Below are 22,862 nucleotides of genomic sequence, written 5' to 3' on the forward strand. Positions count from 1 at the left end.
TTAAACCGCCTGTTTTTTAAATAATTCTCTAAAGACGGGATAGATATCTTCAGCCTGGCGAATATGTTGTACTGCAATGTTGTCATGGTGCTGTTGAAGGGATTCGTACTCCCGCCATAGGGTTTGGTGGGCACGGTTAGTGATTTCGATATAACTAAAGTAGCGCACCAGCGGCAGAATTTTTTGTTCCAATAATTGCCGACATGCAGGAGAGTCATCAGCCCAGTTATCGCCGTCCGATGCCTGCGCAGCGTAGATGTTCCATTCACTCGCTGGATAGCGTTCCTGTTGGATTTCATGCATCAACTTTAGGGCGCTCGATACAATAGTGCCACCGGTCTCTTGGGAGTAGAAAAACTCGTGCTCATCTACTTCTTTGGCCTGCGTGTGATGGCGGATATAGACTACTTCTAGGTTTTTATAGGTGCGAGTGAGGAATAGGTACAAGAGGATATAAAAGCGTTTTGCCATATCCTTGGTGGCTTGATCCATCGAGCCCGACACGTCCATCAAACAGAACATCACCGCCTGGCTAGAGGGGATTTCGCGTCTGGCAAAATTATTGAAGCGCAAATCGAAGGTATCGATAAAAGGCACCTTAGCAATCTGGCGCTTAAGATCCTCAATTTCGGTCTTTAAATCGATAATGAGCTCAGCTTTTGTGCCTGGGATATTCTCCATTTCCTCAAGTTGGGTTTCTAACTCTTTAAGTCGTTTCTTTTTACCCGCCGTCATGGCGATACGCCGCGCAAGTGACGAGCGTAATGAACGAACGATATTGATATTGGCGGGAACGCCATCGTTAGTAAAACCAGCCCGATAAACCTGATACTCGATCAATTTATTGAGGCGGTTTTTCTGCAGATTGGGCAACTCTAAATCTTCAAACAGCAGTTCGAGGTATTCATCCTTTGAGATCTCAAATACAAAGTCATCGTTCCCTTCACCTGAATTGGAGGCATCGCCTTTGCCCGCACCACCGCCAGCGCCGCCCCCTTGAGGTCTTTCAATTTTGTCACCACGGGTAAATTGATCGTTACCAGGGTGAACCCTGTCTCGCACGCCCCCTTTACCCTGATGGAACATAGGTTCACTAATATCCCGAGTGGGAATACTGATTTTCTCGCCTTTATCTACATCCGTTACACTGCGACGTGTGACCGCGTCGCTGACGGCTTTTTTGATCTGCTGCTTATATCTACTGATAAAGCGTTGGCGGTTGACTGTGCTTTTACCTTTCGCATTCAACCGTCTATCGATAAAGTTCGCCATACGCACCTCCCAAACCCCAGCGAAAGGCTTTAGTCGCACCAAAGCCTTGTACTAAGTGAGCGCCAGTTTAAGAGGATTTACGTACCCGTAAATACCACTCTGACAAGAGTCGGACTTGTTTTTTGGTATAGCCTTTCTCCATCATTCTATTGACGAAGTCATCGTGTTTACGTTGATCGTCGTTCGAGGTTTTGGCGTTAAAGGAAATCACGGGTAGCAGATCCTCTGTGTTTGAGAACATTTTTTTCTCAATCACAGTGCGCAGTTTTTCATAGCTGGTCCAAAGTGGGTTATGACCTTCATGGCTCGCGCGGGCGCGTAGCACAAAGTTAACGATTTCATTACGGAAATCCTTCGGATTACTGATCCCCGCAGGTTTTTCGATTTTCTCCAATTCGGCGTTAAGGGCGGCACGGTCGAACAGTTGGCCGGTTTCTGGGTCGCGGTATTCCTGATCTTGGATCCAAAAATCAGCATAGGTGACATAGCGGTCGAAGATATTTTGGCCGTATTCGGAGTAGGACTCCAGGTAAGCGGTTTGGATTTCCTTACCGATAAATTCCACATACTTAGGAATTAAGTAACCCTTTAAAAACTCGAGGTAACGTTCGGCGGTATCCCCAGGGAATTGTTCTTGCTCAATTTGACGCTCGAGCACATAGAACAAATGCACTGGGTTGGCGGCGATTTCGGTGTGGTCGAAGTTAAATACCCGAGAGAGGATTTTAAAGGCAAAACGGGTTGATAGACCGCTCATGCCCTCATCAACTCCCGCGTAGTCGCGGTATTCCTGATAGGATTTTGCTTTAGGATCGGTATCCTTCAAGCTTTCGCCATCATAGACGCGCATTTTCGAGTAAACCGATGAGTTTTCGGGTGTTTTAATCCGAGAAAGCACGCTGAACTGAGCGAGGGTTTCCAAGGTGCCTGGGGCACAGGGCGCCTGGGACAGCTCAGAGTTAACCAGCAGTTTTTTGTAAATTTGCAGTTCTTCAGACACACGTAAACAGTAGGGCACTTTGACGATATAGACCCGGTCGAGGAAGGCCTCGTTGTTTTTGTTGTTTTTGAAAGTGGACCATTCGGACTCGTTGGAGTGCGCTAAAATTATGCCGTTATAGGGCAGGGCTGATAAGCCTTCGGTGCCGTTATAGTTTCCTTCCTGGGTGGCGGTTAAGAGTGGATGCAGCACTTTAATAGGCGCTTTGAACATCTCCACGAATTCCATCATCCCTTGGTTCGCACGGCACAGCGCCCCTGAATAGGCGTAGGCATCGGCATCATCCTGGGAATAATGTTCAAGTTGGCGAATATCGACTTTACCAACCAAGGATGAAATATCTTGGTTGTTCTCATCACCAGGTTCGGTTTTCGCAATGGCCAGTTGGTCAAGAATAGAGGGAAAGACTTTGACCACGCGGAATTTGGAAATATCGCCGCCAAATTCGTGCAGGCGTTTGACCGCCCAAGGAGACATAATGGTTTTTAAATAGCGATGTGGGATGTTGAATTCATCTTTTAATAACTGCCCATCTTCTTCGACATCGAATAGACAGAATGGATGGTCGTTTACTGGGCTTCTGACACCGTTGGCGCTTAAAATATAGATAGGCACTTTTTGCATCAAGGATTTAAGTTTTTCGGCAAGTGAGGATTTACCGCCACCGACAGGGCCCAGTAAATAGAGAATTTGTTTGGATTCTTCCAGCCCTTGAGCCGAATGTTTAAGGTAGGCGACGATTTGTTCAATCGCATCTTCCATCCCGTAGAAATCCTTGAAAGCAGGATAACGGGAGATCAAACGGTTTGAGAAAATACGGCTTAAGGTTGGATTTTTTGCCGTATCTATGACTTCTGCTTCACCGATGGCGAGCAGTAAACGCTCCGATGCTGACATGTATGCGCTGCGATCTTCTTTACAGATATCGAGAAATTCCTGCAAAGTATATTCTTCATCGAGTTTTTGTTCGTAGCGCTTTTGATAATGCTCGAAAATGCCCATATAAACCCCCTGAAACGCCAGTGATGTCATGGTATGGATGGCTGATTTTTCAGTCTCCTATACTAATCTTAGACACAAATTTGCAGGCAGTGTCAAAAAAATATTAAATAAAAACAATAACAAATGATTGCAAATGCAATAGTTGCAGTTGTAGCCATGGAGTGACAATAAGGGGCGTGCGGCGATGGGAAAAACAATAGGCAATAAAAAAGAGCCGCTAGGGGCTCTTTTTTAATTCGGGGCTTAACAAGAATTAAGCGGCGAAGTTTTGGTTAACGAAGTCCCAGTTAACTAGCTGCCAGAAATGCGCTAAGTAATCTGGACGTACGTTACGGTAATCGATGTAGTAAGCATGTTCCCACACATCCACAGTCAGGATTGGGGTTACTGTGCTGTCAGTCAGTGGCGTTGCAGCATTGCTAGTGTTTACGATAGCAACAGTGCCGTCAGCTTTTTTCACTAACCAAGTCCAAGCACTACCGAAGTTGTTTACGGCTGCATCGGTGAACTGGGCTTTGAATGCATCAAATGAACCGAACGCAGCGTTGATGGCGTCAGCCACAGGGCCAGTTGGCTCACCGCCAGCGTTTGGCGCTAGGCAGTTCCAGTAGAAAGTGTGGTTCCAAACTTGAGCTGCGTTGTTGAATACGCCACCAGTAGAAGTTTTGATGATGTCTTCTAATGATTTACCAGCAAACTCAGTGCCTTCGATTAAACCATTTAACTTAACAACGTAAGTGTTGTGGTGTTTACCGTAGTGGTATTCGATGGTTTCTTGAGAAATATGTGGTTCAAGTGCGTTCTTTGCATAAGGTAATGCGGGTAATTCGAAAGCCATTAGTCTCTCTCCATGGTCTTAGGTTATCGTTTTTAAACGTGCTCACTGGGGTCTATTGTACCGATAATATTTGTGATGTGAATCATTGTTTGGCTATTTGCCATGCCGGCGCGATATAACGGAATAAGACTAGTTTAGTTTTTGTTCGTTATGGTAATTTTGTGTGCGACTCCATCAGTATCTACGACTTTATGCCCTATGAATTAGGGTATTTTTAGCGAAAGATAATGTGTTTGATGTACATTCTATTGTGTTAAATCCCCGCTTTTGCTTTGACAAAGCATACCCCTACACTCTGTGGGATTTTGTTCTGCGCTTAGCTGTCGTACAATAGCCCTATTGAGTCAATGTCCTCGAACATAGGAATGAAAATGGAAACAGTAGAGAAGATTAAACAGCAGATCGCCGAAAACCCAATCATCGTTTATATGAAGGGTTCTCCAAAGTTACCAAGCTGTGGTTTTTCATCTCAGGTCGCTCAGATCATGATTAACTGTGGTGAGCAGTTCGCGTTTGTGGACATTCTCCAGCACCCTGATATTCGTGCTGAATTACCAAAATACGCTAACTGGCCAACCTTTCCACAATTATGGATTGAAGGTGAGCTGATTGGCGGTTGTGACATCGTGGTTGATATGTATCAGAAGGGCGAATTACAGCCACTGATCAAAGCGACTGCTGACAAGTACAAAACCGCAGAATAATAAGCTTCCATAAAAAAGCCGCGTAGCAGAGATGCTACGCGGCTTTTTTTATAGATTTTTTACCTTTAATTACTTAATCCCCACTCTGATGCTCGAGAGTGGGGAAATGCGCGATAGAAAGGGCGACTTAGTGTGAAGCCACATCCTGCGCATGGGGTTTTGTGGCCGGTAACAGCAGGTTCATGGCGATGGCCACGATGCCGCAAAGGCTGATCCCCGTCAGGCTGAATGAACCGATACCAAAGGCCATACCACCGATACCAAATACCAGTGTGACCCCCACGATGCTTAAGTTACGTGGCTCCGATAAATCCACATGATTGCGGATGAGGGTATTTAACCCCACGGCAGCGATAGAGCCGAACAGCAAACACATGATGCCACCCATCACTGGCACAGGAATGGTTTGCATTAGCGCGCCAAGTTTACCCACAAAGGCTAGCACGATAGCGGTAATCGCAGTCCAAGTCATGATTTTGGGCTCGAAATTACGGGTTAAGGTGACCGCACCAGTCACTTCAGAGTAAGTGGTATTTGGTGGACCGCCGAAGGCCGCCGCGGCAATAGTTGCCACGCCGTCACCTGTTAGGGTGCGGTGCAGACCCGGTTTTTTCATAAAGTCTTTACCGGTTACGTTAGAAATTGCCAAGATATCACCGATATGCTCAACCGCTGGGGCGATTGCAACGGGGATCATAAAGGCAATGGCGTGCCAGTTAAATTCAGGGGCAACGAAGTTAGGCAGGGCAATCCAGCTTGCGTTAGCCACCACCGCAAAATCGATAATGCCAAAACCGAGACTGAGGCTGTAACCAACAACAATGCCGGCTAAAATCGGCATCACTTTCAACAGACCCTTAGCGAAAATCGCGACCGCAATCGTGGTAGAGAGTGACGCAAGGGAGATAATGAGCGCCGTGTTGCTCTCAACTAAAATCAAGCTGCCATCACCACTTTTCCCTAGCGCCATATTGACGGCAACCGGCGCAAGCCCCAGTCCGATAATAATAATCACTGGGCCGACAACGACAGGGGGTAATAATTTATGGATAAAATTGGTTCCGCGAACTTTAACTACGGCGCCTAAAAGGACATAAACAAAACCTGCTGCCATCAACCCGCCCATCGTTGCTGGAATGCCCCAAGTCTGCACGCCATATAAAATGGGGGCAATAAAGGCAAAGGAAGATGCAAGGAAGATGGGGACTTGGCGTTTGGTGATCAGTTGAAACAATAAGGTACCGATACCTGCGGTAAAGAGTGCAACACTAGTGTCTAGGCCCGTTAGCAGTGGCATCAGTACTAGGGCGCCAAATGCGACAAACAGCATTTGCGCTCCCTGAAGTGGAATAGCGAGTGTTTTCATTTATCTTTCTCATGGATGTAGGGCAAACCGCGGGATGATAGCAGTTTATGGCATTGGTATCCTAATTAAATGCTGCATTTATGGTGGGGGATCACTGTTTTGTGTGGCATTTTTCGTCAATGAGCAACTTATCGGCTTAATAAAGGGCAAGATTCGCTAACGGTGTTATCTATGGTACACTTTGCACTATCTGACGTTACTTCAACTACTCAAAAGATGCTGAAATTCCTATTAAAGCCAAGCTTACTCGCGTTTTTCTTCTGCCTGTTTACCATCAATAGCTTGCATGCTGTTGAAGTCAGTAAATTGGACGAGGCCGATGTCCCAGTATCGTCCCGTGACAATGGCGAGCGTAGCCAAGCGCTGAGAAAAACATTGGAAAAAGTCATCATCAAAAACACCGGTTCTGCCCAGTCATTGCAGAATGGGGTTATCCAGTCACAGCTTGCTAATCCAGATGCGCTTTTAAGCCAGTATGGTTATTTTGAGCAAAACGGTCAGTTGTCGCTAAAAGCCAGCTTTGAACATCGCCGCATTATTGCCCTGTTACGTCAAGCGCAATTACCCGTCTGGGGTGTTCAGCGCCCATTAACCCTATTTTGGGTAGCATTACCCATCGATGGTGAAACTGCACTTTTGGCGGATTCTGCAACTTCAGACGAACGTCGCGCCTTTAGCTCATTTTCGGATGACCGCGGTATTCCCGTATTATTACCAATGTTAGATCTCGATGAGCTGATGGGGATTAATCCTAATGATGTCAAAGGCATGTATGCCGATATTGTGTCTAGTGTGTCGGGACGTTATCAGGCGGATTTTTTAGCCTTAGTGTCTATTGAGGGCAATCCTGGGCAATTTAGTTATCGTCTCAATCTCTATACAAAGGCGACTATCGATTCGGGCACCCAACCGCTGTTCACATACAATGGTATGGCTTCGACAACGTCTCAGGCTGTAACGGATATGATGTCGGCCTTAGGGGATTTTTATTTCACTAAATATGCCATTGCCGATACAGGGGCGCAGGTGGGGTCAAGCGTGACATTCGTGAATATCGATAAAATGTCGCAATTGGTTGAAATTGAAAAATACTTAAAACAATTGAGTGCGGTTAAAAATGTTACCTTGTCCCGCATGCAGGGGAATAAAGTGACCTACAGTTTGGAATTATTTGGCTCCGAAACCGATTTCCAGCGTTTACTGAGTCTTGAACCGCGCATTTCGGTTGTTGCACAGGGTGAGTTTTCCCCAAGTGCCAGCCCTGCGAGTAAACCCGTGTTTGAATGGCGTTTACCCTAATACTTCCCGTATAGGCGGGTCTGATTGCTTAGCCTGATGTGGGAAAGTCATTAATTTAAAGATTGAGAAGTACGAGTGCCATTAAACTCACCGTTACAACTTTCATTGCCGGTATATTTACCCGACGATGAAACCTTTAACAGTTATTACCCTGCAGCGGGTAATGACGAGCTAATTCAAAAATTACGTGCCAATGCCGAAGGTTCTGGTAATGCTGCCATTTATGTTTGGGGGCCAATCAAATCTGGTCGAACCCATTTAATGCATGCTGCCTGTGCCCATGCCAATGAGCTTGACCGTCGCAGTTTTTATTTGCCCCTTGGTATTCATGCCAGTATTTCTACCGCGCTGCTGGAAGGCCTAGAACAACTCGACCTTATTTGTATCGATGATGTTGATGCCATTGCGGGCCATCCCGTGTGGGAAGAGGCTATTTTTGACCTGTATAACCGCGTCTCGGAAAATAAAAAGTGTGCCCTAGTGGTCAGTGGTCGTTCTGCACCCGCCGATGCCGGCTTTTTATTGCCCGATTTAGTGTCCAGAATGCAGTGGGGGCTAAACTATCAATTACAGCCTATGGCGGATGATGAAAAGCTTGCGGCGTTGCAGCGCCGCGCGGCGATGCGTGGTTTACAGTTGCCCGAAGATGTGGGCCGCTTTTTACTGAATCGGATGGCGCGGGATCTTCGTACTCTTTTCGATGTGCTCGATAAGCTCGATAAAGCCTCACTAGTGCACCAACGTAAATTGACCATCCCATTTGCTAAGGAAATGCTTCACCTTTAGCAGCTTGCGCTAGAAATCCTTTAAATCAAAAGCCCGTCATCAAGACGGGCTTTTGATTTCTGCTTAAAGCCGTTTTATTGCTGTGGCTGACGATGACGATCGCCACTGAGGCGAAGTTCATGCTCGCTACTGTCGCCCACGTTTTGCTCAGCAACGCCCATTATTCTCAATGGCGAGCCATTTGACGAGAGGCTTAAGTTTGCCCGCCAGCTTTTACCGCTTTGCATGGCGATAGGCTCGGGTAATCCCGCTACCAAAGTATCACCATCGAGTTCTGGCAAAATACCATCGATAACTAATGCTGCGCGAGCCTGTAAACTGTCATCACCGATACGGCCCCTTTGTCCCCAATCGACAATCACGGTATCCGAATTCACCACATCTGGGGCGTTAGTGACAGCCACATCCCGCAGAATTTGATAGCGATAGCTCATCATGGCTTCTTCAAACAACATTGCCGTGTCTTCTCGAGTACTCGAGTAAGCATAAAAGTCGCTGGCAATATCATTGGAGAAGAAAGAGGTGATGTCTGCAGGTTGATAGGCCTTTTGGCTAGCCGTAGCCTTTTCCCCTTGAAAGCTTACTTTACCCAGCGCAAACATTTCGCTGCTCGTTAGCGGATAGTTGGCAGTCACTTGGTCTGAAATTAGACTCTTACTCGCACCGCGGCGACTAAAGTCATCGACTAATCTTGGACCTGTGAGTGACGCATGGGCACTTCTTGGGAAGAAGTCATTGGCATGGGCCAACTCATGGTAGAGCAGGGACGCTAAATCGGGGTTAATTTGATTGAAGGTGCGATTCGCCCGAGTGGTAATGGGAAAACTGGGCGAAGCATATTGGTTGTTTTTCACATAGCGCCAAGGCATCAAGAAATTTAGCTCATTACCGAATTCACTACGATAATCCGGCGCTTCGTTAATGGTGTCTCGCTGCTCAGGCGTTAGCCATAGATCGGAAGGGTCAAGGTAAATGGCGCCCGTTAGCACCCAATAGAAAGAGGGGCGTACATCGTAACTAATCACCACTGCAGTGACTGATTGCAGCAAGGTGGCAAAGTCACTATTGGGATCCATAGCGCGCAGATAATTGGCAAAATTGTCCCCCATCCAGTCGTGGGATACTAACACTCTATCGAGAATCGAATTGATATCAATCTGGCTAGATGCTTGGCCAATTAGGGGTAATTTACTGATACTACAAGCATCGGTTAACTGGTTGGAGTAAACACAGCTTGCCAGTACGTCGGCGTAGGGGGAATCTTGTCGATAGGCATGGGTGCGGGCGACTGGTTCATCAAAGTAATCTGAGCTAATAGCAGGCTCCGCAGTCGTCAATACAAAGGCGTCATCGCTCACCTGATTACCATTAATGGTGGCACTAGCCCTAAGGTGGGTGACAGTATCTTGGTTGACCGTCGGCGCCACAAATTGTGGTCTGAAGGGATCGGTTAAATCCAGTGTGACATCCGGTCCTTCAGCAATACACCAACTGATATTGGCTGCGGATAATCCCGCCTGCTGTCCAATCCTTAGGCTGACATTGTTGCCCTCAACCACTTGATGATCTTGACGAATATTAAGGAAACCCTCGACAGCCGTGTCGGCGGTAATGCCTATCTCACCAGTCACATCAGTATTGTTACCTGATATATGCACGCTAAAACGATAGTTGCCAGAGTTTGGGATATCAAAACCGAGCACCGGACTATTTTGGCTAACAAGGGATAAATTGGGGCCTTCTAATTGTTCCCAGCGGAATTGTAAGCCTTGAGAATTTGAGCCAATCAAACTGGCCATGATCACACTGGATTGGCCTGCAACATAACTGGCTTGGGTGCTAAAGCGGACCGAGGAGTCATCTTGGGTGATAAGAGGGTTGGCTGTGGCGCAGCGTTGCACTGTCGTAGATGAGCCTGAGCCATTATCGCTGCTAGTATTATTGTCAGAACCTCCGCCGCCACAGGCGCTGAGTGCCGTTGCGGTTGTTAGCAGGGCAATCCGCTTAAGTGCTAATCCTATTCCCATATTTCTTGCTCCAATTTACTGACTTTTATAATCAGATACAGGGGTATTTGGTTGACCTAGAACCAAATTACCATCGTGGAAGTGACTATAACATGTTCATCTAGTTGCAAAAAGTCGCATGTTGTAACTTAACTGTGAATGCTTTGAGTAAGCTTAAGTTGGTTACCATCGGTTCAAGTATGGGGCAAATTAACGAAGGTGCGTAAAACTGCTTCGGGTAAAGACAAATAAAAAGCGCAGCACGATATGATATACCATAGGCCTGCGCTTAATGTATTTAGCTAACGTTTAGTGCCAAAAACATATTGGCAACGTTGTTCGGATTTTGAAGCTAGAGAATTCGTTAATTAAGAGTCTTAGTCCTGCGTTTTCGTTGACTTTTTCTTTAACCCTAATCCTAATTCACGCCCCCGAAGGCGGGCATAGAATGGGAAAGCTATGAGCAGCAGGGTAATGAGTAACACTTCAATGAACGCGAACGCACGGGCAGTCACAGTTACATATAGCAAGGTGAGACCATGGAGCATATACAAACAAAGGATAAAACTTGCCCAAGCGTAAGTATAGGGATTGCCCTTTAAAATACCGCGAAGGGGCAGAAATAGAGGAACTAGCCACAATAGACTGAATAGCAAGGAATATTCACCATTGATGCCTTGACCAATAAACCATCCTCCAAGAAGAAGTACGAGGGCTAGATAGCCTAAGCGGCTTAGGGTTAGCAGGGTGCTTGTGCTCATATTGTACCTATTAGCAAGACAGAGACGCTGGGTAGTCAGACGTTCAGAGAATTGTTAACACATTCTCAGGTGGACGACCAATAACCGCTTTATCATTTGCCAGCACAATTGGACGTTCAATTAATTTTGGAGTAGCAATCATAGCCTCGATCAAGGCTTCTTCACTCAAATTGGCGTCGGCAAGTCCTAGCTCTTTATACTCGTCTTCTTTGGTTCGCATCAGTTGGCGGGCGGTCAAATTGAGTTTGGTCAATAGTGTACGAATATCGTCGGCGGAGGGCACAGCTTTCAGGTACTCCACGACCGTGATTTGGCACCCTTGCTGTTCGAGTAGTGCTAAGGTTTCACGGCTTTTAGAACAGCGTGGGTTATGGTAAATCGTCGCTTGAGTCATTAAATTAGGCTCGCATTGGCTGAAATGAATGGCCAGATAATATCAGAAAAAACTGCGCCCCGTCAGGAAGTTCGGGGCGCAATGTTGACAACAGACTGTAAAGCTAAGCGAACTATCGGGGCCTATTTAAAGGCATCCATGGCTTTATCCGCCTGCTTAAATTGGCGAATTCGGGCTTCGATTCGCGCCATTTGTAGGGGATTATTCTCGGATGCTCGGTAGGCAAAGTTAAGCTGATCGATGGCGCCCTTATAGTTTGCACCCAGCGCCATGATTTCGGCATTCGAGTAATACTCCATTCCCTGATTGCCTAATTTTTTGTATGCGAGATTGAGCAATTGATAGGGCAATTGGTTCTGCTTATCGAGGAAAATCATATCCTCAAGTAGGGGAATCGCCTTCGCGGGCTGATCAGCTTCAATATAGAGGTTTGCTAAGTTGGCATTAATGACCTGTGAAGTCGGCTTCATTTTTCGTTGGGCTTCAAGCAAGGTAATCCCCCGCGCGTATTCCCTACGTTCGTTTAATAGGTCGGTCTTAGTATCGAGAAAGAACAGATTATCCGAGTCAACTTTTAATAGCTCGTCGATAATCTTTTCCGATTCAGTGAATCGCTTTAAACGAAACAGGGCTAATGCCTTACCGTAAAGCGCCGCTTCTTTAAAACCATAGTTTTGACTACTTAATTGCTTTTCAAACAGCCCCAATACAGCCTGGTCGTTAAAGCTCGAAAAACGAACCTGAATACGTGCTTTAGCTAATTGAAAGTTCAAAGAATCAGGTACGTATTTCAATGGATATTGATGTGCTCTGTCTCGCGCTTCAGTAATTCGTGATTCTGGTAAAGGGTGAGTCAGTAACATCTGAGGTGGTGTCGTTGTAAAACGATAACGGCTGGCGAGTTTACCAAAGAAGTTTGCCGATGCATTGGGGTCAAAACCGGCATCGACCAGAATTTGCATGCCAATCCGGTCAGCTTCTTTCTCATGCAGACGGGTGTAATTGATTTTCGACTGCGTGGCCAACGCTTGGGTCGTCGCCAGCGCGGCCATACCCGCCTGTGGAACCGCAAGGGTTAATAAAATTGCGCCAAGCATACCGGCAACAGCCGCGGGACCGGTTTTTTGTTGTGCTTCGAGGGAGCGAGCTAAATGACGTTGTGTAACGTGGGTGATTTCGTGGGCGAGTACCGATGCAAGCTCACTCTCATTATCAGCATTGAGAAAGAGTCCTGTGTGCACCGCCACATGGCCGCCAAAGAAGGCGAAGGCGTTAATTTCATCGACCTGTAACAGGAAGAAATAAAAGGGGGTTTTTACGCCAGTCGCATGGGCAACCAACCTGTTGCCAATCTCGGTAAGATATTGACTCAAAACCGGATCGTTAAGCATTGGCGCCGAAGATCGAATGACGCGCATATAGGCATCACCGTAGACCGTTTCTTTTTCGAGGCTGAAGGTATTAACCGCAGCAGTACCGAGATCAGGTAAGTCGTTATTGGCAAAACTCTTTGCAGTGCTACCGAGCATCATGAGTGATAACAGGCTCAGGGCAAAGGGTTTACATCGGGTCAAAAACGTCGAGTTGCGCAAGTGGATCCTTTATTTTTCTAAATTATCTCAACTAAGGTTGACCTATTAAATCAGGTTTTTAGGTTCATGCACTTAGCTTGTAGTTTGAGTCGCGACCTAGGATAATAGTCCTAGTTCATTCATAGCAAGAGCATAATGATTTTTATCGACTTCACAGCGGATCGCTGCCCAGTTCCCCTCGTTAAACTCAAGTTGGCTGTCAAGGCTATTGATGTTGGCGATAGCTTGCATGTACAACTCTCTGACTCCGGCTCCCGCCAAGATGTTCCCACATTTTTTAAAAATCAGGGCCACAGTGTTGAAATTATTCAGGACGATGAAAATCGGTTGTGCATAGTGATCACAAAATCGCGCTGAATTAGGCGTAAAAAGCAGTGCGACGTGATTCAATCACAAAACAAAGAAGGTCGGTTGCAACAATAGCCCTAGGGCACTAACTGAATGGCCGCAGTGTTTCATGGTCGAGTGTTTAGGCTTGCTAGCTAATACGGCAGTAAGTTGATTTTTAACCATATACAGGCCTGTGTGGATGGGATATGGTTAACCTTCAAGCTGTCTCCTTCTTGTGCATTTGGACATAGACCACGTCATTGGAATGAATTCATGTTTACTTTTTTCTCCCGTTGGTACCAAGAACGCTTTAGCGATCCCCAGGCCATTACACTCCTTGCCATTTTGGTGGGGTTAGCCCTTATTCTTTACTTTGCAGGTGATTTACTGGCGCCATTGTTGGTGGCGTTAGTGCTGGCTTTTTTACTTGAATGGCCCGTGGCGCAAATGCTGCGAGTGGGCATTAATCGCACTATGGGCGCATCCATCGTGTTGGTGGTGTTCTTGGGATTAGTGGCATTTTTAACCCTAGGGGTGATTCCGAGTGTTTGGCGCCAGGGCGTGAGTCTATTGACTGACTTGCCCAACATGATTGATAAGGGGCTACAGACCCTGCAGGGATTAGTTACCCAATACCCACAGTTTGTGAGTACCGAGCAGCTCGATTTAATGGTTTCCGAGCTTAAAAAACTGCTCGATACCCAGCATTTACTCGATATTGTTAAACAGTTGATTGGTTACTCAGCATCACTATTGGTTCTGATGGTCTACGCGATTTTGGTGCCGTTATTGGTGTTCTTTTTCTTAAAGGATAAAGACCTGCTCATTAAAGGTAGTAAGCGTTTTTTTCCTGCTAATAGGCAACTTGCCCGCAAGGTTTGGTTTGAGATGCACCAACAAATTTTTAACTACATCCGCGGCAAAGTGATTGAAATTGTGATTGTAGGGGCCGCGAGCTATATCTTCTTCATCTTTATGGGGCTGCGATATTCGGCATTACTTGGGGTATTAACGGGGCTCTCGGTGTTGATCCCCTACGTGGGGGCGACGCTGGTGACACTGCCAATTATTTTGGTGGCCTTTTTTCAATGGGGATTTAGTTCAGAATTTACTTATCTTATTGTCGGCTACGGCATTATTCAGGCGCTGGATGGAAACTTATTGGTGCCGGTTCTGTTCTCCGACGCGGTGGATTTACATCCGGTGATTATCATTGCAGCGGTATTAGTGTTCGGCGGGCTTTGGGGCGTCTGGGGAGTGTTTTTCGCTATTCCCTTAGCTTCGCTGGTAAAAGCTGTAATCAATGTCTGGCCCAAAACGGAAATTGATAGCGAATTTGATGCTCAATTGGAAGCTAAGATTTAATGAGTCAATCGCTAGTACGCTTAATGTTTGGAGTGTCGATGTAGTTTAAGCTGTATAACAAACCCATAACATGCCAACCAAGAGAGTGTTATTCTTGAGAGCGAAACCTTCGCGGCATTCGATGAATAAGCATTAAATAAAAAGGCTCCCACGGGAGCCTTTTTATTTAATTAACTGATTGCAAAGGAATATAGCGAAGCCTTAGCCAGCAAGCTGCGCGAGCACCACTTCGTGGTGATCCTTGGTCTTAAACTTATCGAATACGTGTGCGATAGTACCATCGGTATTGATAAGGAAGCTTAATCTATGGATACCGTCGTAGGTTTTGCCCATAAAGGTCTTCTCACCCCAAACGCCAAATGCATCGGCCACGCTATGGTCTTCATCGCTTAACAGCGTAAAGTTTAGGGCTTGTTTTTCAGCAAATTTAGCCAATTTTGCTATCGGGTCTGGACTGATGCCGAGCACAGTGACTTGGAGGTTATCAAGCTGTGCTTTGCTGTCACGTAGACCGCAGGCCTGTAAGGTACAACCTGGGGTTGACGCTTTTGGATAAAAGTAGACCAAAACCGGGCCTGACTTAAGACAATCGGTGAGTGCTACGGAATTACCGTTCTGATCCAGCAGGCTAAATAACGGTGCTTTACACCCTTTGGTTAATGTATTCATTAATTTTGCTCCCTTTTTGAGGTTGTGCCTTCCATTCGGCGAATAGTGCAAGCCAGCGACATTTCTTCAGACAGTTGATAAATCAGCTGTTCAAGCTTTTCCAGTTCGACTTTTTCAGGGATGTTGATCGTTAACGAGATGGTCTGAGTTTGATTGCCATTTTCCAACTCTTCGGAGAAGGAGCGAACGGCGGCTAAATCTAATGAGCGGTCTGCGAGGAATTGGGTGATCCGCTTCATCGTGCCGCGTTGATCCTTACCCGTGAAGTGTACTTCGAGACGTGATAAGTAATTTTGCGGCGTGTGTTTGGAAGTTCGCTTCATGACGGTCATCAGTTCTAATTCAACACTGAGACTCGGGAGCAAGCTTTCAATTTTCGTTATTGATGCCCACGAACCAGACAACATCATGATTAGGGTGAATTCGTTTCCAAATAAAGCCATACGACTGTCAACGATATCGCAATCGCAGTCACTGGCAAGGCGTGCTAGTTTACTTACAAGACCAGGGCGATCTTGGCCCATCGCGGTAACGACCAGATAATTGGTCATGAATAGTCCTCACTTTTTCGATATCATGGAGCGAAAACTCAGGTTTTATGTTGAGTTTTTGTGCGGGGTGGTAATGCTACCATAACTAAATCCATTTGAGATCCCCGTTAATGCTTGTCATAAATGATTGGCATCAGTACCATAGCGAATCCTGAATTTTTGGGGAAGCCAGATGATAAACGGAAGCATCGTAGCCTTAATCACGCCAATGAACAGTGATGGCTCAGTAGATTTTGCAAGTCTTGAAAGATTAGTTGAATTTCATATCGAACAGAGTACGGACGCAATTGTCGCCGTAGGGACAACCGGTGAGTCTGCGACTCTGCCTATGAATGAGCACATTACTGTGGTCGAGCATACGGTGAAGTTTTCTGCTGGTCGTATCCCTGTGATTGGTGGCAATGGTGCCAACGCGACATCGGAAGCTGTCGAACTCACAAAAGCCCTGTCAAAAGTCGGTGTAGCGGCCATGTTAGGTGTGACGCCATATTACAACAAACCCACTCCTAAAGGACTGATTGCCCACTACAAAGCTGTTGCGGCAAGCACCGACGTACCACAAATCCTCTATAACGTCCCAGGCCGTACTGCGGTCGATATGTTGCCTGAAACCGTTGCCGAATTGGTCAGTGTCAGCAATATTATCGGTGTAAAAGAAGCGACCGGTGACCTATCCCGCGTTAAACGTCTTCGTGAACTGTGTGGCAATGATTTTATGCTGTACAGTGGTGATGATGCGACCGCCAGAGAGTTTTTGTTGCGTGGCGGTAATGGTGTCATTTCAGTGGCTAACAACATAGTGCCAAAGGCATTTAAAGCCATGTGCGACGCGGCGCTTGCTGGTGATGCACAGTTAGCTGCTGCCATTGACGAACCTCTGCGTGGTCTCTACAGCACTCTGTTCTGCGAAGCTAACCCAATTCCGGTTAAGTGGGCTGCGCATCGCATGGGCTTAATCGAATGTGGCCATATTCGTTTACCTTTGACTGAACTTTCTGAGCAGTGCCATGGTCTGTTGTTAGACTCGATGACTCGCGCCCAGATAGAGGTTAAATAATTAAATGTTAAAGAAAGTCACCCCACTGTTCCTAGTTGCTGCCGTTGCGGCTTGCAGCACGCCACTCGAGCGTCGCCAAGCAAACGGCACTGAAGACTATGTGCAGGCTGAGCAAGCTCCAATGCTAAAAATCCCCGAGGGATTAAAAACGCCGCCCTATAACAAAGAATATGCGGTGCCTGCACTCGGTCCTAAGGCCAATCCTGCACTGGTTGGGAAAAATCTCGACATTCGTCCTCCACTACAGGTTCTGCCAATGGCAGAGGGTACTCATGTAGAAGAGGGCAGCGACAACATCAAGATTGTAGTGGAATCTATTGACAACAGTGTTGATCTCAAAGAAGAGCTCTTCACTATGCTGGATGGTTTCTTCGCTAAGCAGTCTATTCCAGTCCGCAGCCGCGACTTCGACAAGGGCAGTATCGAAACCGATTGGATTGAAAACCGAGAAGTGCTCGAATCGAGCATGTGGGGTGCAGATAAAGAATATCTACTGCGTCAACGCTACCGCTTCGATGTGGAAACCCGTCCACACGGTCGTACCGCCAACATCGTTATCAATTTAGTTGAACACCAAGAGTCTTATGATGATAAAGCTCAAAATGTCATGCTAAGTGGCGAGGACAAACAGCGTTACACTATCGATATGCTCAACAGTGCCATCGCTTACATGAGCGTGAAGCGTGAGCAGATGATCCAGGCTAATCGCTTGAAACAAACCTTAGGTATCGATGTCGATCTTGTTAATCCGGAAGAAGGTGCGACCTATTGGTTAGCCAAGGCCTCTTATAAACAAGTTTGGGATCGTCTGCGGATTGTGTTGCCTGAAATGGGCTTCGAAATCTCAGATATGGATAACTCCAAGGGTCTGTTCTTCATTAAGTTTGCTGATAACTCAGGTTTCTGGAGTTCATTGTGGAACGACAAGAAATTAGCCCTGAAAGATGGCAGCTATCGCTTATTGCTTGAGGATGGCGAATCGGCAGCTGAAACGAAAATTTTCCTCCGTAATGCAGAAGATCAGCCGTTAGATAATGATGTGGTATCGAATGTCTACCAATCCTTAGCTAGCCTGATGAAAGAGGAACGCAAATTGCGTCGTTAAAATATCTGCGGTTAAAAGGGGCGAATCATCGCCCTTTTTTTATGCCTGTTTCCGAGTTTACTGAATTAGCGCTTAATAATGACTCAATATTGTTATCCGCTACTTTTTAGTACAAGCCTTTGTTAGGCTCGTATAAACGGTTTGGTCTTAGTGAATACTGCTGTAAAAAACTAAAACTGCATTGTAAATATCTTAAAAATACAGTAATCCCCACGCATTTACACAGTCATTGGCTAAAATAGCTAAAAACCATGAAAAATATAATGATTTTTCACTCGGGTCGTAATTTGTAAGTAAAAGTTAAATCTATTGCTGGGATGATCTGAGCGGGTAAACTAGCGGTCATTAATGCATGCCATCATTTGGAAACCAGATGAAAAAAATAATGATAACTGGCGCAATTGTCGCGTCCGCATGGTTTGGCTATCAAGCCATGCAACCTAAGGTGATGGAAACATCCCGAGTCAAACTTGTACCCAATGTCGTCATCGCAACAGTGCAAATGGCGCCCGTCCGAGATGAAGTTGAAGCAATTGGCACTAATAAGGCCTATGAATCGGTGACTATTACCCCAAAGGTTACCGATGTAGTGACATCCCTTAAATTTGACGATGGTGACATCGTCAAAAAGGGCGATCTCTTAGTTCAACTGCAAAATGCTGAGCAAATTGCCAAGGTGAAGGCGGCGCAGGTCAAAGTGGCTGACAATCAGCGTGAACTTGCGCGTATTAGCTCATTAGTGTCGAGCCGTACTGTGGCTGAACTTGAGCGTGACCGCCTGCAAACCTTAATCGATACTACTCGCGCCGAACTGGAGCAGGCGCAATCTGCGTTAAATGATCGCAGTATTGTAGCCCCTTTCAATGGCCGTTTAGGTCTGCGTCAGGTGAGTGTCGGGAGCTTAGTATCCCCTGGCACCGAAATCACCACCTTAGATGATATCTCTAAGATTAAACTCGATTTTTCAGTGCCAGAGCGTTTTATTCAAGATCTTCAGCCCGGTAAACAAGTTGAGGCCAAGGCTGTCGCCTTCCCCGTTGAGATTTTTAAGGGCAAAGTGATTTCGATTGATAGCCGCGTAAATCCAACGACCCGCGCGGTTATCGTGCGGGCAGAAATACCGAATCCTAAGCTACGTTTATTGCCGGGTATGTTGATGAAGGTGAAACTCATCAAGCGCAGCCGTGAGGCGATAATGTTGCCTGAGTCAGCGATTATTCCACTACAAAAATCACACTATGTTTATAGCGTCAATAGCGACAATGTCATTGAGCGCAAGGCGGTACAAATAGGCATTCGTACTCGCGGTTGGGTAGAGATTTTGGATGGTCTAGAGATTGGCGAAAATGTGGTGATCCGTGGTCTGCTCAAAGTCCGTCCAGGTGATACGGTAAAGACACAAGTGTCTGAAAAGTTCACTTATCTTACTGAGGATGATGCGGAGCCTAACGTATGATCCTGACAGATCTTTCGGTTAAACGACCAGTGTTTGCCTCGGTGATAAGCTTATTGCTTGTTGCCTTTGGCCTAGTGGCCTTTGGTAAGTTGCCGCTACGTGAATATCCCAATATCGACCCGCCAATTGTGTCTATCGAGACCAGTTACCGCGGCGCTAGTGCTTCTGTAGTGGAGAGCCGAATTACCCAGCTTGTTGAAGATAGGATCAGTGGTGTTGAGGGCATTCGCCATGTCAGCTCATCGAGCAGCGATGGCCGCTCGCAGGTGACTTTAGAATTCGATATCAGCCGTAATATTGAAGATGCGGCTAATGATGTGCGTGACCGTATTTCGGGCTTACTAAATAACCTGCCGGAGGAGGCCGATCCTCCAGAGGTACAAAAGGCCAATGGTGGCGATGAAGTCATCATGTGGTTAAACCTAGTGTCGGATCAAATGACCACGCTAGAACTTACCGATTATGCCCGTCGTTATCTAACTGATCGTTTCTCTGTGGTGGATGGTGTTTCAACCATTCGTATCGGTGGCGGTAAGGTGTATGCGATGCGCATCTGGCTTGACCGGCAAGCGCTGGCATCACGCAGTTTAACCGTTGCGGATGTGGAAGCTGCATTAAGGGCTGAAAACGTTGAGTTACCTGCAGGTTCGATTGAGTCGAAGGAACGCCACTTTACGGTGCGTTTAGAGCGCAGTTATCGCACCTTAGAAGACTTTGCTAATCTGGTGATTGTTCAAGGTGAAGACGGTTATTTAGTTAAGCTTGGCGATGTAGCTAAGGTCGAAATTGGCTCAGAAGAAGAGCGCATCATGTTCCGCGGTAACAAGGAATCCATGATTGGTCTGGGGGTGTCAAAGCAATCGACCGCTAACACCTTAGAAGTGGCGCGTCAGGTCAATGCCCTCGTCGATAAGATTAATCCAACCCTGCCTGAAGGGATGTCAATCAAACGCAGCTACGACAGCTCAGTGTTTATTGAAGCCTCAATTAAAGAGGTTTATCAAACCCTCTTCACGGCGATGGTGCTGGTTATCATCGTGATTTACCTGTTCCTTGGTAGTGTGCGCGCGATGCTCATTCCCGCGGTAACGGTACCGGTATCCTTGCTCGGCACCTTTATTGTGCTTTATGCCCTTGGCTACACTATCAACTTGCTGACGTTACTTGCGATGATCCTCGCCATCGGTATGGTAGTGGATGATGCGATTGTGATGCTTGAGAACATTCACCGACGTATTGAAGAAGGGGATACGCCATTAAAGGCTGCCTTCCTCGGAGCCCGTGAAGTGGCTTTTGCGGTGATTGCAACCACACTCGTACTGGTTGCGGTATTTATGCCAATTACCTTCCTTGAGGGGGATATTGGTAAGCTCTTTAAGGAGTTCGCCGTGGCCATGAGTGCCGCTGTGATGTTCTCGAGTATCGTGGCACTCACACTCAGTCCGATGATGTGCTCAAAACTGCTCAAGTCCTCTTCCCAGGATTCGTGGTTAGTGCGCAAGGTTGATGGCCTTATGACGGCGGTGACTAATCGCTATCAACGTTCCCTCGAAGGGGCGATGGCCAAGCCTTTGTTGATGTCGGTGCTGGTAATTATTGCTCTGGCGAGCAGTGTGCTGTTGGCACAAAAAGTACCTCAGGAATTTGCGCCACAGGAAGACCGAGGTTCGTTGTTCCTGATGGTCAATGGCCCGCAAGGCGCGAGTTATGAGTACATCGAATCCTATATGAATGAGGTCGAAAATCGCCTGATGCCATTAGTGGACAGTGGCGATATCAAACGTCTGCTCATTCGTGCTCCTCGCGGTTTTGGCCGTGCGGCGGATTTCTCCAACGGTATGGCGATTATTGTGCTTGAGGATTGGGGTCAACGCCGCCCAGTTAAGGAAGTGATTGGCGACATTAACAAGCGCTTGTCCGACTTAGCCGGGGTTCAAGCTTTCCCGATAATGCGTCAAGCCTTTGGCCGCGGTATAGGTAAACCGGTGCAATTTGTTATCGGTGGCCCAAGCTATGAAGAGTTAGCTAAATGGCGCGACATTATGATGGAGAAGGCGGGCGAGAATCCAAAACTTCTCGGCCTAGATCATGATTATAAAGAGACGAAACCACAGCTTCGGGTGGTGATTGATAGGGACAGGGCAGCGAGCCTTGGAGTGTCGATTTCAAATATCGGCCGAACCTTAGAGTCGATGTTAGGTTCTCGTCTTGTGACCACTTTTATGCGTGACGGTGAGGAATATGATGTCATTGTTGAAGGCGAGCGTGCGAATCAAAACACTGCTACCGATCTGCAGAATATCTATGTTCGCTCAGAACGTACTAAGGAACTGATCCCGCTGTCGAACCTCGTATCGGTGGAGGAGTTTGCCGATGCAAGCTCGCTTAACCGTTACAATCGTATGCGCGCGATTACGATTGAAGCTAGCTTAGCCGACGGTTACAGCTTAGGTGAGGCACTAGATTACTTAAATCAAGTGGCCAGAGCCTATTTGCCCGCTGAAGCCGTGATCAGTTATAAGGGGCAGTCTTTAGATTACGAAGAGTCGGGCAGCTCGATGTACTTTGTGTTTGTGCTTGCGCTTGGGATTGTATTTCTCGTGCTAGCGGCTCAGTTTGAGAGCTATATTCACCCTATGGTGATTATGCTAACGGTGCCATTAGCGACAGTGGGAGCCTTGATTGGTCTATGGTTTACCGATCAAAGTCTCAATATTTACAGTCAGATAGGCATTATCATGCTGGTGGGCCTTGCGGCTAAAAACGGTATCCTGATTGTCGAGTTTGCTAACCAGTTGCGGGATAAGGGGGTAGAGTTTGATAAGGCTATTATCCAAGCGTCCTGTCAGCGTTTACGCCCGATTCTGATGACAGGGATCACCACCGCAGCAGGCGCTGTGCCGCTGGTGATGGCGGCAGGTGCGGGCGCTGAAACTCGCTTCGTGATTGGTGTGGTTGTGCTCTCGGGCATTATGCTGGCGACCTTATTTACCATCTATGTTATCCCATCCGCCTATGGCTTGTTTGCCCGCAACAGCGGCTCGCCGGAGGCGATTGCTCAGCAATTAGAGAAGGAACTGGCCGAAGGTTGATGCTTCTCTAACTGTTAACGCATTAAGCGCCTAACCAAGAGATTGGTTAGGCGCTTTTTTATTGCCTTCTTTGCATTAGATAGCAAACGGTATTCATTTAGCTCTCAAAGCGTACAACAGCCCAGTTACTCAGCATCAGATTGGCATGTATGCCTTGGATATAACCCCGTTAAGAATGGTCTTCGTAGTCGAGAATTCTATACTAAACTTGCAGTTA

Annotated in this window: 19 protein-coding genes; 9 read left to right on the forward strand and 10 right to left on the reverse strand. The window is 46.7% G+C overall.

Annotated elements, in window-relative coordinates; translation table 11 throughout:
- From K0H61_RS07050 to sodB, 3 genes are all read right to left on the reverse strand, one after another.
- On the reverse strand, window positions 1-1,272 hold the full coding sequence (locus K0H61_RS07050) for a YeaH/YhbH family protein (RefSeq protein ID WP_220051986.1): 1,272 nt from the start codon (window positions 1,270-1,272) through the stop codon (window positions 1-3).
- A 67-nt stretch (window positions 1,273-1,339) separates the two neighbouring features.
- Entirely contained in the window at window positions 1,340-3,274 is a 1,935-nt protein-coding gene (locus tag K0H61_RS07055) for a PrkA family serine protein kinase (RefSeq protein ID WP_220051987.1), read from the reverse strand.
- 253 nt (window positions 3,275-3,527) lie between these two features.
- Window positions 3,528-4,112 (reverse strand): superoxide dismutase [Fe], encoded by a 585-nt coding sequence (sodB, locus tag K0H61_RS07060; protein ID WP_220051988.1) that lies wholly within the window; start codon window positions 4,110-4,112, stop codon window positions 3,528-3,530.
- Between the two features lie 371 nt (window positions 4,113-4,483).
- Here sodB and K0H61_RS07065 point away from each other — a divergent pair, with 371 nt between their 5' ends.
- Window positions 4,484-4,816, forward strand: coding sequence for a Grx4 family monothiol glutaredoxin (locus K0H61_RS07065; protein WP_011622353.1), 333 nt, complete (start codon window positions 4,484-4,486; stop codon window positions 4,814-4,816).
- Window positions 4,817-4,943: 127 nt separating this feature from the next.
- Here the strand turns inward: K0H61_RS07065 and K0H61_RS07070 are convergent, their stop codons facing one another.
- Window positions 4,944-6,182, reverse strand: coding sequence for a uracil-xanthine permease family protein (locus K0H61_RS07070; protein ID WP_220051989.1), 1,239 nt, complete (start codon window positions 6,180-6,182; stop codon window positions 4,944-4,946).
- A gap of 216 nt (window positions 6,183-6,398) precedes the next feature.
- On the opposite strand from K0H61_RS07070, the gene K0H61_RS07075 reads away from it, so the two are divergent.
- Window positions 6,399-7,481, forward strand: a complete 1,083-nt coding sequence (locus K0H61_RS07075) for a DUF2066 domain-containing protein (protein WP_220052547.1) — start codon at window positions 6,399-6,401, stop codon at window positions 7,479-7,481.
- Window positions 7,482-7,556: 75 nt separating this feature from the next.
- Window positions 7,557-8,267: a DnaA inactivator Hda gene (hda, locus tag K0H61_RS07080; protein ID WP_220051990.1), complete on the forward strand. Its 711-nt coding sequence runs from the start codon at window positions 7,557-7,559 to the stop codon at window positions 8,265-8,267.
- A 74-nt stretch (window positions 8,268-8,341) separates the two neighbouring features.
- On the opposite strand, the gene K0H61_RS07085 is transcribed toward hda, so the two are convergent.
- From K0H61_RS07085 to bepA, 4 genes are all read right to left on the reverse strand, one after another.
- Complete coding sequence (locus K0H61_RS07085; RefSeq protein ID WP_220051991.1) at window positions 8,342-10,294, reverse strand: hypothetical protein; 1,953 nt, start codon at window positions 10,292-10,294, stop codon at window positions 8,342-8,344.
- 356 nt (window positions 10,295-10,650) lie between these two features.
- Entirely contained in the window at window positions 10,651-11,034 is a 384-nt protein-coding gene (locus K0H61_RS07090) for a DUF2069 domain-containing protein (protein WP_220051992.1), read from the reverse strand.
- Window positions 11,035-11,077: 43 nt separating this feature from the next.
- Entirely contained in the window at window positions 11,078-11,428 is a 351-nt protein-coding gene (gene arsC, locus K0H61_RS07095; RefSeq protein ID WP_220051993.1) for an arsenate reductase (glutaredoxin), read from the reverse strand.
- 122 nt (window positions 11,429-11,550) lie between these two features.
- The gene (gene bepA / locus K0H61_RS07100; protein ID WP_220051994.1) at window positions 11,551-13,020 is read right to left on the reverse strand and encodes a beta-barrel assembly-enhancing protease; all 1,470 of its coding nucleotides are present in this window, start codon (window positions 13,018-13,020) and stop codon (window positions 11,551-11,553) included.
- A gap of 135 nt (window positions 13,021-13,155) precedes the next feature.
- Between bepA and K0H61_RS07105 the strand changes: the two genes are divergently transcribed.
- Both K0H61_RS07105 and K0H61_RS07110 read left to right on the forward strand, forming a co-directional pair.
- Window positions 13,156-13,377 (forward strand): sulfurtransferase TusA family protein, encoded by a 222-nt coding sequence (locus K0H61_RS07105; protein ID WP_220051995.1) that lies wholly within the window; start codon window positions 13,156-13,158, stop codon window positions 13,375-13,377.
- Between the two features lie 246 nt (window positions 13,378-13,623).
- Entirely contained in the window at window positions 13,624-14,715 is a 1,092-nt protein-coding gene (locus tag K0H61_RS07110) for an AI-2E family transporter (protein WP_220051996.1), read from the forward strand.
- A gap of 201 nt (window positions 14,716-14,916) precedes the next feature.
- Here the strand turns inward: K0H61_RS07110 and bcp are convergent, their stop codons facing one another.
- Both bcp and K0H61_RS07120 read right to left on the reverse strand, forming a co-directional pair.
- Complete coding sequence (gene bcp, locus K0H61_RS07115) at window positions 14,917-15,384, reverse strand: thioredoxin-dependent thiol peroxidase (RefSeq protein ID WP_220051997.1); 468 nt, start codon at window positions 15,382-15,384, stop codon at window positions 14,917-14,919.
- On the reverse strand, window positions 15,384-15,935 hold the full coding sequence (locus K0H61_RS07120) for a glycine cleavage system transcriptional repressor (RefSeq protein WP_220051998.1): 552 nt from the start codon (window positions 15,933-15,935) through the stop codon (window positions 15,384-15,386). The genes bcp and K0H61_RS07120 overlap by 1 nt, the downstream gene beginning before the upstream one ends.
- Window positions 15,936-16,107: 172 nt before the next feature.
- Between K0H61_RS07120 and dapA the strand changes: the two genes are divergently transcribed.
- The 4 genes from dapA to K0H61_RS07140 all read left to right on the forward strand — a co-directional run bounded on the left by dapA (window position 16,108) and on the right by K0H61_RS07140 (window position 22,645).
- Window positions 16,108-16,992, forward strand: a complete 885-nt coding sequence (dapA, locus tag K0H61_RS07125; RefSeq protein ID WP_220051999.1) for a 4-hydroxy-tetrahydrodipicolinate synthase — start codon at window positions 16,108-16,110, stop codon at window positions 16,990-16,992.
- Between the two features lie 4 nt (window positions 16,993-16,996).
- Window positions 16,997-18,097 carry an NlpB/DapX family lipoprotein gene (gene bamC, locus K0H61_RS07130; protein WP_220052000.1) on the forward strand — a complete coding sequence of 367 codons (1,101 nt, stop codon included), beginning with the start codon at window positions 16,997-16,999 and terminating at the stop codon, window positions 18,095-18,097.
- A gap of 373 nt (window positions 18,098-18,470) precedes the next feature.
- On the forward strand, window positions 18,471-19,553 hold the full coding sequence (locus K0H61_RS07135) for an efflux RND transporter periplasmic adaptor subunit (protein ID WP_220052001.1): 1,083 nt from the start codon (window positions 18,471-18,473) through the stop codon (window positions 19,551-19,553).
- Window positions 19,550-22,645, forward strand: a complete 3,096-nt coding sequence (locus K0H61_RS07140) for an efflux RND transporter permease subunit (protein WP_220052002.1) — start codon at window positions 19,550-19,552, stop codon at window positions 22,643-22,645. Before K0H61_RS07135 ends, K0H61_RS07140 begins: the two co-directional genes overlap by 4 nt.
- Window positions 22,646-22,862: the final 217 nt, after the last annotated feature.

Origin of the sequence: Shewanella acanthi, from assembly GCF_019457475.1 — a bacterium.
In the GTDB taxonomy this organism is placed as follows: domain Bacteria; phylum Pseudomonadota; class Gammaproteobacteria; order Enterobacterales; family Shewanellaceae; genus Shewanella; species Shewanella acanthi.

Bases quoted from the DNA above. Each gene is read 5' to 3' on its own strand.
- K0H61_RS07050 (WP_220051986.1), bottom strand. From the start codon at position 1,272: ATGGCGAACTTTATCGATAGACGGTTGAATGCGAAAGGTAAAAGCACA.
- K0H61_RS07055 (WP_220051987.1), bottom strand. From the start codon at position 3,274: ATGGGCATTTTCGAGCATTATCAAAAGCGCTACGAACAAAAACTCGAT.
- sodB (WP_220051988.1), bottom strand. From the start codon at position 4,112: ATGGCTTTCGAATTACCCGCATTACCTTATGCAAAGAACGCACTTGAA.
- K0H61_RS07065 (WP_011622353.1), top strand. From the start codon at position 4,484: ATGGAAACAGTAGAGAAGATTAAACAGCAGATCGCCGAAAACCCAATC.
- K0H61_RS07070 (WP_220051989.1), bottom strand. From the start codon at position 6,182: ATGAAAACACTCGCTATTCCACTTCAGGGAGCGCAAATGCTGTTTGTC.
- K0H61_RS07075 (WP_220052547.1), top strand. From the start codon at position 6,399: ATGCTGAAATTCCTATTAAAGCCAAGCTTACTCGCGTTTTTCTTCTGC.
- K0H61_RS07085 (WP_220051991.1), bottom strand. From the start codon at position 10,294: ATGGGAATAGGATTAGCACTTAAGCGGATTGCCCTGCTAACAACCGCA.
- K0H61_RS07090 (WP_220051992.1), bottom strand. From the start codon at position 11,034: ATGAGCACAAGCACCCTGCTAACCCTAAGCCGCTTAGGCTATCTAGCC.
- arsC (WP_220051993.1), bottom strand. From the start codon at position 11,428: ATGACTCAAGCGACGATTTACCATAACCCACGCTGTTCTAAAAGCCGT.
- K0H61_RS07105 (WP_220051995.1), top strand. From the start codon at position 13,156: ATGATTTTTATCGACTTCACAGCGGATCGCTGCCCAGTTCCCCTCGTT.
- K0H61_RS07110 (WP_220051996.1), top strand. From the start codon at position 13,624: ATGTTTACTTTTTTCTCCCGTTGGTACCAAGAACGCTTTAGCGATCCC.
- bcp (WP_220051997.1), bottom strand. From the start codon at position 15,384: ATGAATACATTAACCAAAGGGTGTAAAGCACCGTTATTTAGCCTGCTG.
- K0H61_RS07120 (WP_220051998.1), bottom strand. From the start codon at position 15,935: ATGACCAATTATCTGGTCGTTACCGCGATGGGCCAAGATCGCCCTGGT.
- dapA (WP_220051999.1), top strand. From the start codon at position 16,108: ATGATAAACGGAAGCATCGTAGCCTTAATCACGCCAATGAACAGTGAT.
- bamC (WP_220052000.1), top strand. From the start codon at position 16,997: ATGTTAAAGAAAGTCACCCCACTGTTCCTAGTTGCTGCCGTTGCGGCT.
- K0H61_RS07135 (WP_220052001.1), top strand. From the start codon at position 18,471: ATGAAAAAAATAATGATAACTGGCGCAATTGTCGCGTCCGCATGGTTT.
- K0H61_RS07140 (WP_220052002.1), top strand. From the start codon at position 19,550: ATGATCCTGACAGATCTTTCGGTTAAACGACCAGTGTTTGCCTCGGTG.